General features: G+C 74.6%; 4 protein-coding genes. 3 read left to right on the forward strand and 1 reads right to left on the reverse strand.

Going from position 1 to position 6,709, the window contains the following annotated elements; all coding sequences use genetic code 11:
* Positions 1 to 45 precede the first annotated feature (45 nt).
* Complete coding sequence (locus tag D7X12_RS44970) at positions 46 to 3,717, forward strand: serine/threonine-protein kinase (RefSeq protein WP_120625141.1); 3,672 nt, start codon at positions 46 to 48, stop codon at positions 3,715 to 3,717.
* A gap of 14 nt (positions 3,718 to 3,731) precedes the next feature.
* Positions 3,732 to 4,595 carry a methyltransferase domain-containing protein gene (locus D7X12_RS10580; RefSeq protein ID WP_439329357.1) on the forward strand — a complete coding sequence of 288 codons (864 nt, stop codon included), beginning with the start codon at positions 3,732 to 3,734 and terminating at the stop codon, positions 4,593 to 4,595.
* Here the strand turns inward: D7X12_RS10580 and D7X12_RS10585 are convergent.
* Positions 4,585 to 5,439 carry an SDR family NAD(P)-dependent oxidoreductase gene (locus D7X12_RS10585; RefSeq protein ID WP_120625143.1) on the reverse strand — a complete coding sequence of 285 codons (855 nt, stop codon included), beginning with the start codon at positions 5,437 to 5,439 and terminating at the stop codon, positions 4,585 to 4,587. The two genes, D7X12_RS10580 and D7X12_RS10585, sit on opposite strands and share 11 nt — an antisense overlap.
* A 91-nt stretch (positions 5,440 to 5,530) precedes the next feature.
* On the opposite strand from D7X12_RS10585, the gene D7X12_RS10590 reads away from it, so the two are divergent.
* Positions 5,531 to 6,709 (forward strand): SEL1-like repeat protein (locus D7X12_RS10590; protein WP_120625144.1); only part of this gene is annotated, 1,179 nt, incomplete at its 3' end.

Raw genomic sequence — 6,709 nt, forward strand, 5'->3', positions numbered from 1 at the left:
CGCACGGGAAGGGGGGATATCCTCGCGACAGGGCGGCCTCCCCTCATGTCTCACCCCACCAGCCAGTCATCCATCCGGACGGAGCTTCCGGAGCCCGAGTCATCTCCCGGAGTGGATCCGGAGGTGGTGGGCCGTCGCTACCGCATCCTGGATCTGCTGGGCCGGGGCGGCGCGGGCACGGTGTGGCGCGCGCAGGACGGGCTGTCCGGGCCGGTGGCCCTCAAGCGGCTGCACAAGACGGTGGCGGACCTGGCGCGCTACCCCGGGCGGGGCACGCCCTCCGCGTTCGCCACCCAGGGCATGGCGCTGTCGCTGGCGCACGAGTTCCAGACGCTGGTGTCGCTGCGCCACCCGCACGTCATCCGCGTGCTGGACTACGGCTTCGACGACGAGGGCCGGCCCTACCTGGCCATGGACCTGCTGGAGGACGCGCGCACGCTGGTGGAGGCCGGCACGGACGCGCCGCTGACGACCCAGGTGTCGCTGCTGGTGCAGACGCTCCAGGCGCTCGCGTACCTGCACCGGCGCGGCATCATCCACCGCGACCTCAAGCCCGGGAACGTGCTGGTGGTGCGCGGGCAGGTGAAGGTGTTGGACTTCGGCCTCGCGGTGGGGCGCGACCAGCGTCGGCGCGCGCAGCCGGCGGGCACCCCGGGCTACCTCGCCCCGGAGCTCTTCGAGGACCAGCCCCCGTCGGAGCAGACCGACCTGTTCGGCTTCGGCGCCATGGCGTGCCAGATGTTCTTCGGACGGCTGCCCCACGGCGGCCAGGTGTTCGCGACGCCGGGCTTCCCGCCCGCGCTCAAGGCCCTGCTGGAGCAGCTGGTGGCGCCGGAGGCCCACCGCCGTCCGCGCGACGCGCAGGCCGCCATCGCGGCGCTGTGCGCCGCCACCGGCCAGCCCCTGCCCGCCGAGTCCGCCGCCACGCGCGACAGCTTCCTGCAGTCCGCGCGCTTCGTGGGCCGCGTGCGCGAGCGCGAGCACCTGATGGACGTGCTCGACCGGGCGCTGACGGGCCAGGGCAGCGCGTGGCTCATCAGCGGGGAGAGCGGCGTGGGCAAGTCGCGCCTGCTGGAGGAGATGCGCGCGCACGCCCTCGTGCGCGGCGCGGTGGTGGTGCGCGGGCAGGCGGTGGACACCGGCGGCCTGCCGTACCAGGAGTGGCGCGCGGTGCTGCGCTGGCTGCCCATGCTCACGGAGCTGTCCGACCGCGAGGCGCGCGTCCTCAAGCCGCTGGTGCCGGACATGGACGCGCTGCTGGGCCACGCGGTGCCCCCCGCCCCGGAGCTGGACGCGGAGATGGCGCAGCTGCGGCTGCACCAGACGGTGGAGGACGTCTTCGGCCGGCTGCCCCAGTCCACCGTCGTCATCCTGGAGGACCTGCACCAGGCGCACAGCGAATCACTCCAGCTGCTCGCCCGGCTCGCGGCGCGGGCCTCCGGGCTGCCGCTGCTCCTGCTCGCGAGCTTCCGCGACGACGAGGCCCCGCTTTTGCCCGAGCGCGTGCCCGGCACCCGGACGCTGCGGCTGCCCCGGCTGGATGCGCAGGAGATCGCCCTCCTGGGCGAGTCCATGCTGGGCGCCGTGGGCCGGCGGCCCGACGTGCTGGAGCTGCTGCGCCGCGAGACGGAGGGCAACCCGTTCTTCCTCGTGGAGGTGGTGCGCGCGCTGGCGGAGGACGCGGGCGGCCTGGACCAGCTCGGTGACCAGCTCGGTGACCGGCTCGGTGACCGGCTCGGTGACCGGCTCGGTGATCAGCTCGGCCACCGGCTGGGTGACAGGCTGGGCGGCCGCGCGCTGCCGGAGCGCGTGTGGCCGGGCGGCATGCGGGCCCTGGTGCAGCGCCGGCTGGAGAAGGTGCCCCCGGACGCGCGGGGACTGTTGGACGTGGCGGCGCTGCTCGGCCGGGAGCTGGACCTGGCGGTGCTCCAGCGGGCGGCGCCGGGCGTGGACGTGGAGGCGTGGCTCACCGACTGCGCGGCGGCGGCGGTGCTGAACGTGGTGGACGGGCGCTGGCGCTTCGCGCACGACAAGCTGCGGGAGCGGCTGCTGGAGGACCTGCCCCCCGCGTCGCGCCCCGCGCTGCACCGGCGCGCGGCGGAGGCGCTGGAGGCGGCCCACCCGCGGGGCCACGCCGCGGCGCTGTCGTACCATTGGGGACAGGCCGAGGACGCGGCCCGCGAGGCGCTCCACGCGCGGCGCGCGGGCGAGGAGGCGCTGGAGGTGGGCGCGTGCCGCGAGGCGCTGCCCCTGCTCACGCGGGCGCTGACGTGCGCCCCGGACGCGACGGCGCTGGAGCAGGGCCACATGGAGGCGCTGCTCGCGGAGGCGCGCTTCCAGTTGGGAGACCTGGAGGCCTTCCGCGCGCACGCCGAGGCGGCGCTCACGCACTTCGGCTGGCCCCTGCCGACGACGCGCCCCGCGTGGGGGCTGGGCACGCTCTGGCAGGCGGCGTCGCGGCTGGCGCAGAGCGCGCGGCCGGACGCGTACGTGGACGACTCGGCCCGGCGCCGCGAGGTGCGGCGGGTGGCGGGCCGGCTGCTCATGCGGCTCACGGACGCGTTCATCTACGCGCAGGAGGCGCTGCCGGTGCTCTGGAGCGGCCTGCGCATGCTCAACCTGTGCGAGCCCGCGGGGCCCTCGCCGGAGCTGGCGCGGGGCTACGCGGTGATGGCGGTGGTGGCGGGCACGGTGCCGATGCACCGGGTGTCGGACGCGTGGGTGAAGCGGGCGCAGGAGGTGGCGGAGCGCGTGGGCCGGCCGGCGGACCTGGCCTACGTGCTCAACCGCAACGCGGTGTGCGCGGTGTACCAGGCCCACTGGCAGGACGTGGAGGCGTGGCTCGCGCGCGCGACGTCCATCGTGGACTCGGTGGGCGACCTGCGACTGGCGGAGGAGTGCCGCGCGCTGCTCACCGTGGCGCGCTGCTACCAGGGCCAGTTCGCGCGGGGGCTGCCGCTGATGGACTGGCTGGAGGCGTCCGCGGTGCGCCGGGGCGCGGTGCAGACGCAGCACTGGGCCATGCACTACCGCGCGCACATCCTGCTGCGGCTGGGCGAGCACGCGCGGGCCCGCGTCGCGCTGGAACCGGCGCTGGCGTGGACGGAGGCGCACGGCGGGGCCACCGACCGCATCATCGTGGACGGCACGCTGGCGCTGTTGTGCCTGCGCGAAGGCGATGCGGCGGGCGCGCGCGCGGCGGCGGAGAAGGCGCTGGTGCGGCTGTCGGCCGGCAAGCCGGTGGCGCACTTCGTCTACTTCGGGGCCACGGCGGTCGCGGAGGTGCTGCTCACGCTGTTGGGGCGCGAGACGCCGGGGCCGGGGTTGCAGGCGCTGTCGCACAGCGCCCGCGTCGCGCTGGGGGCGGTGGAGGACTTCGCGAAGGTGTTCCCCTTCGGCGAGCCCTCGGCGTGGCTGTGGCGCGGCTGCGAGGCGTGGCTGACGGGTCAGCACCGCAAGGCGTTTCGCGCATGGCAGCGGTGCATCACCGAAGCGACGAAGCTGCGGATGCCCTACGAGGCGGCGCGCGCGCGGCTGGAGTGGGCGCGGCGCCTGCCCGGGGACGCCCCCGAGCGCGCGGAGCTGCTGCGGCGGGCGGTGGAGGACTTCACCCGGCTGGACGCGCGCGAGGACCTGGCGCGCGCCGTGGCCGAGCAGGGCCTGGGCATGACGGCGGAAGGCATGACGGTGGAGGGCATGGCGGTGACGACGCGATGATGCGAGTGGGCGACATGGCGGTCCTGGCGTGTCCGGACTGCCGGGGCCGGTTGGTGTGGCACGGGCTGAACGAGGACGACCGCCTCACCGAGGGCCGCCTGCGCTGCGGCGGCTGCGGCGAGACGTGGGACGTGGACGCGGGCATCGCGCGGCTGTACCGCGAGGACCGCGTGCAGGGCACGGACCGGCTGATGCGCCACCTCTATGACGGGCTGCCCTCGCTGCACGACCCGCTGACGGCGGTGCTGACGCCGCTGTTCCAGTCCGTCTCCGAGTCGCGGATGCGCGACGGGTACATGAAGCGGCTGGAGCTGGGCGCCCTCAGGCCACGCGAGGACGGGCAGCCGGTGCGCGTGCTGGAGGTGGGCGTGGGCGCGGGCGCGAACCTGCCGCGCATCCGGGGCGCGCTGCCGCCCGGCCTGGCCGTGGAGGTGTGGGGCCTGGACCTGAGCACCGGCATGCTGGCGCACTGCGAGAAGCGGCTGCGCAAGGGCCTGGACAAGGGGCTGCGGGACACGCGGCTGCTCCTGGCGGACGCGCACGCGCTGCCCTTTCGCGACGCGACGTTCGACCGCGTGTTCCACGTGGGCGGCATCGGCGGCTACCGCCAGCCCGCGGTGGCGCTGCTGGAGATGGCGCGCGTGGCCCGCCCCGGCACGCCGCTGGTGGTGGTGGACGAGCAGCTGGATGCGAGCGTCCGTCCGTCGCTGTTCCAGCGCGCGGCCTTCCGCGCCCTGACGTTCTACACGCGCGATGCCCGCAGCCCGCGCGCGCTGCTGCCCCGCAACGCCGAAGGCATCATCGAGGAGCAGGTGTCCCCGTTCTATTACTGCCTCACGTTCCGCGTTTCCGACCCGGAGCCGGCCGTCAGGGGTTGAGCACCAGGTCCATCAGCCGGAGCGTCATGCCGCCGGTGAAGTCGATGGTGGCGCCGTTGAACCAGCCCGCGTCGTCGCCGGTGAGCACGGTGACGAAGCGCGCCACCTCCTCCACCGTGCACATGCGCCCCGCGGGGTTCATGGCCGCGTGGCGCTGCTCCAACAGGGCCAGGGCCTCCGGCGAGTAGACGTGGCTCAGCGCGGGCGTCATCACCGTGCCGAACTTGAGCAGGTTGACCCGGTGGCCCCGGGGGCCCAGCTCCACCGCCAGGTGACGCACGTACATCTCCAGCGCGGCCTTGGAGGCGCTGATGAGGCCGGTGTTGCCCAGGTGGGTTTCGTCCAGCGGGTTCTGCAGGCCCAACAGCCGCGCGTCCGGGGCCAGCAGGTCGCGCCGCACCAGCGCCTGCGTCCAGTACACGAACGAGTGGGCCATGCAGTCGAAGGTGCGCTGCACGCGGCGGGGGTGCAGCCTGTCTTCCCCCTCGGACAGGAAGCGCCCCACGGCCGCGCCCGCGATGGCGTGGACGAACAGCTTCACGCTCCGGGGGCCCGCGCGCGCGAGCAGGGCGTCCGCGCCCGCGTCGGCGGACTCGGGGGTGGAGGCGTCCGCCTGTCGCAGCAGCACCTCCCGGCCCGCCTCGCGCACGCTCGCCTCCATCCGGTCCGCGGCCTCCGCGTAGCGGCCCCGGTGCACGCCAAAGACATTCAACCCTGGCGTGCGCGCGACGGCCTCCGCGATGGCCGCGCCCGTGCCGGATGAGGCGCCGAGGATGAGGGCCCACTGGGGGACGGTGGTTTCCGGGGGCTGCGGTTGGGGTGTCGTTCGAGCTGGCGCGCGCATGGTGCGTCCATCATAGGAACCCGGTGCCGGTGGGGCCCGGGTGACGGTGGGGGTCCTCGACCGGGCCGGTGCCGGATGGAAGAATTGGTCAATGCCCTCAGTGAAATCCCTCTTCGCGTGGCTGGCGTTGCCAGCCCTCGCAATGCTCGTGGCGTGTGCCCATTCGTCCTCCGGGGAGGTGGCGAAGTCGGAGGCCGAGGAGCAGCTCTCCACGCTGTACCTGCGGACGTGCGGCGGGACCCGGGTGGAGGCGTGCTTCAACCGCGCCGGGCGCCACCTGAAAGGGGACGGCCTCCCGAAGGACGAGGCGAGGGCGGCGACGCTGTACGAGCTGGGCTGCAACGGCGGAGACGCGAGGAGCTGCGCGGGGCTGGGGCTGCTGAAGGAGGAGGGCCGGGGCGTCGCGAAGGATGAAGCGGGCGCGGCGAAGCTGTACCAGCAGGCGTGTGACCGGAACGTCGGGGAGGGCTGCGGACGGCTCGCGCTGCTGTACGGCGAGGGGCGCGGGGTGGAGAAGCGCCAGGACCAGGCGGCGCTGTTCTTCCAGCGCGGGTGCGTCCACGACGACGGCCTGTCGTGCAACAACCTGGGCGTGTTGAAGCTGATGGGAGCCTTCGGGCTCGCGCAGGACGTGGCCGGCGGGATGGACCTGTTGGTGAAGGCCTGCAACGCGGAGGTGGTGAGCGCGTGCCTCACGCTGGCCACCGAGTTCCAGGACGGCGCGCGCGTGCGCAAGGCTCCGGAGCTCGCGGTGAGCTACTTCCGTCAGGCGTGCGACCTGGGCTCGAAGACGGCGTGCGAGCGCGCCACGCTTCCCGGGAGCGCGGCGGTGGCCGCGACGCCGGAGCCGGCTCCCTCGGCCGAGGACGGCGCGAAGCTCGCGGAGTTCCGCGCGATATGTGACGCCCCCGGGACGGGCGTGGGGAAGGGGATGGGGTGCTACCTGATGGGGGTGGCGTACGAGAAGGGCGCCTCCGTGAAGGCGAACCCCGGCCGCGCGACGGTGTTCTACAAGCGCGCGTGCGACAACGAGGTCCCCGAGGGCTGCGAGGCGATGCGGCGCATGTTGGGGCTCACGCCCGAAGGGGCACCCCGGCCGGAGCCGAAGCAGTCGGTGCTGGAGTCGCTGCGGTTGGACCCGGCGCGGGTGACGCCGGCGCGGCGGGTGGTCCCGATGGCGCCCGCCACCGTGCTGGACTCCGTGGCACGGTTGGGCGCCGCGTGCGCGGCCGGGCGGGCCCGTGCGTGCACCCGCCTGGGATGGCTCCGC

Origin of the sequence: Corallococcus sicarius, from assembly GCF_003611735.1 — a bacterium.
In the GTDB taxonomy this organism is placed as follows: Bacteria; Myxococcota; Myxococcia; order Myxococcales; family Myxococcaceae; genus Corallococcus; species Corallococcus sicarius.

What these genes read in the sequence shown, in the direction of transcription:
- D7X12_RS44970 (WP_120625141.1), top strand. Translation starts at nt 46, where the DNA reads ATGTCTCACCCCACCAGCCAGTCATCCATCCGGACGGAGCTTCCGGAG.
- D7X12_RS10585 (WP_120625143.1), bottom strand. Translation starts at nt 5,439, where the DNA reads ATGCGCGCGCCAGCTCGAACGACACCCCAACCGCAGCCCCCGGAAACC.
- D7X12_RS10580 (WP_439329357.1), top strand. Translation starts at nt 3,732, where the DNA reads ATGGCGGTCCTGGCGTGTCCGGACTGCCGGGGCCGGTTGGTGTGGCAC.